This window comes from Dietzia sp. DQ11-44, assembly GCF_014145205.1.
In the GTDB taxonomy this organism is placed as follows: domain Bacteria; phylum Actinomycetota; class Actinomycetes; order Mycobacteriales; family Mycobacteriaceae; genus Dietzia; species Dietzia natronolimnaea.
Genome location: NZ_JAALEC010000260.1, coordinates 1 through 1553, shown reverse-complemented (window position 1 = coordinate 1553; position 1553 = coordinate 1). Strand labels below are relative to the sequence as shown.

Below are 1553 nucleotides of genomic sequence, written 5' to 3'. Positions count from 1 at the left end.
TCCGGACGGTCGGTCGGGTGCGGCTCGGTCAGTTCACACAGGGGACGTCCGAACCACCGGCGTCGAAGGTCGGACGCTGCGCGATCGACGGTGGCAACGGGGCGTAGGTGGTGGTCTCGGGGGAGTAGGACTCGGTCGCGGAGGCGTCCCCCGTGGGACCGCTGTAGTCCTCCGCCAGGACCACGCGGACCGCCCCGGGGGGCACCGCGGGATCCACCTGGACGGGCAACCCGCCCAGCGCGTCGGAGACCGCGAACGCCGAGGGGTCGTCGGCCGAACCGGCGGCGACGTGGGAGGTGTACGCCGCTGCCGGATCGGTGAGCAGGTCCCCGACGGCATACCCGAGTTCGGACAGGGAACCGGAGACCCGGGCCGCCAGACCGTCGATCGCGGTGGTGTTGACCACCGAGACGGTCACGGCGGCGGGGTCCACCCCCGGGGTGCCGGTCTGCTCCTGTTCCTCCTCCACGTCGTCGGTACTGGCGAATCCGCCGACGAACTCCGCGACCTGGTCGGGGTCGACGGTGACGATGGACTCGCCCCATTCGGTGAAGGAGTCGATGCTCGTGACCGGGATGGTCTCGAACCGCACGTTCCCGCCGCTGATGTCCTGGAGCTTCATCGCGAAGTCCACGAAGTCCCAGTTCTCGTCGATGACGAACGACCGTCGGGCCGCGTCGACGAGCGCTCCGAGCTTCGTCGGGTCCGCGAGGGTGCCGGCGGACAGGGTCTTCTTGACCAGCTGGGACATGAACGCCTGCTGGCGGACGATCCGGTCGAGGTCGCCCGCGGGCAGGTCGTGCCGCTGACGCACGAAGCTCAGGGCGTCGGAGCCGGACACGGTCTGGACCCCGGCCCGGAAGTTCGCGCCGGACAGCGGTTCGTCGACGTCCTCGTTCAGGCACACCGGCACGCCACCGACGGCGTCGGTGAGCAGGACGAATCCCAGCAACCCGATCTCGGCGTAGTGGTCGGCCTGCACGCCGGTGAGATCGCGGACGGTGTTGATCAGCCCGTTGCGGCCGGCCTGGACGGCGTCGCGTTGGTCCTGCTCGGTGAGCGCACCGTCGGGGTCGTTCGCCACGGCCTCGTCGAGGTACGTCTGCTTGTATCCGGCGTAGACACCGTTGATCTTGCTGCCCCCGATGTCCCGGGTCTCCACGTAGACGTCCCGGGGGACCGAGATCGCGGTGGCCGAGCTCCCGTCCTCCGGGATCCGGATGAGCAGGATCGTGTCCGTGTTCTCGCCCTCGTCCTCGCCGGTCCGGACGGTGGCGAGTTCCTCCTGGCTGAGCGCGTTGCCCTGGGCGTCGGTGCGGTTGTCCGTCCCCACCAGGAGGATGTCGACGGCGCCGTCGAGCCCGCCGTCCCCCACGTCGAGACCTCCGGCGGAGGACAGGTCGGAGCTCAGACCGTTGAACAGCGACCAGCCCACGCCGGTCACCAGGAGGCAGAACACGGATGCCAGAGCGGCGAGGGTGCGGGCGATCCGCGAGCCCAGCGGGCGGGAGGGGGTCGCGTGACGCCGACCGCGCCCGGGGGCGGGTGCGCGC

General features: G+C 70.8%; 1 protein-coding gene. It reads right to left on the bottom strand.

Annotated elements, in window-relative coordinates; genetic code table 11:
- Window positions 1–28 precede the first annotated feature (28 nt).
- Window positions 29–1553, bottom strand: a 1525-nt coding sequence (locus G6018_RS07345) for an LCP family protein (RefSeq protein ID WP_241732014.1), incomplete at its 5' end; no start/stop codon positions are given.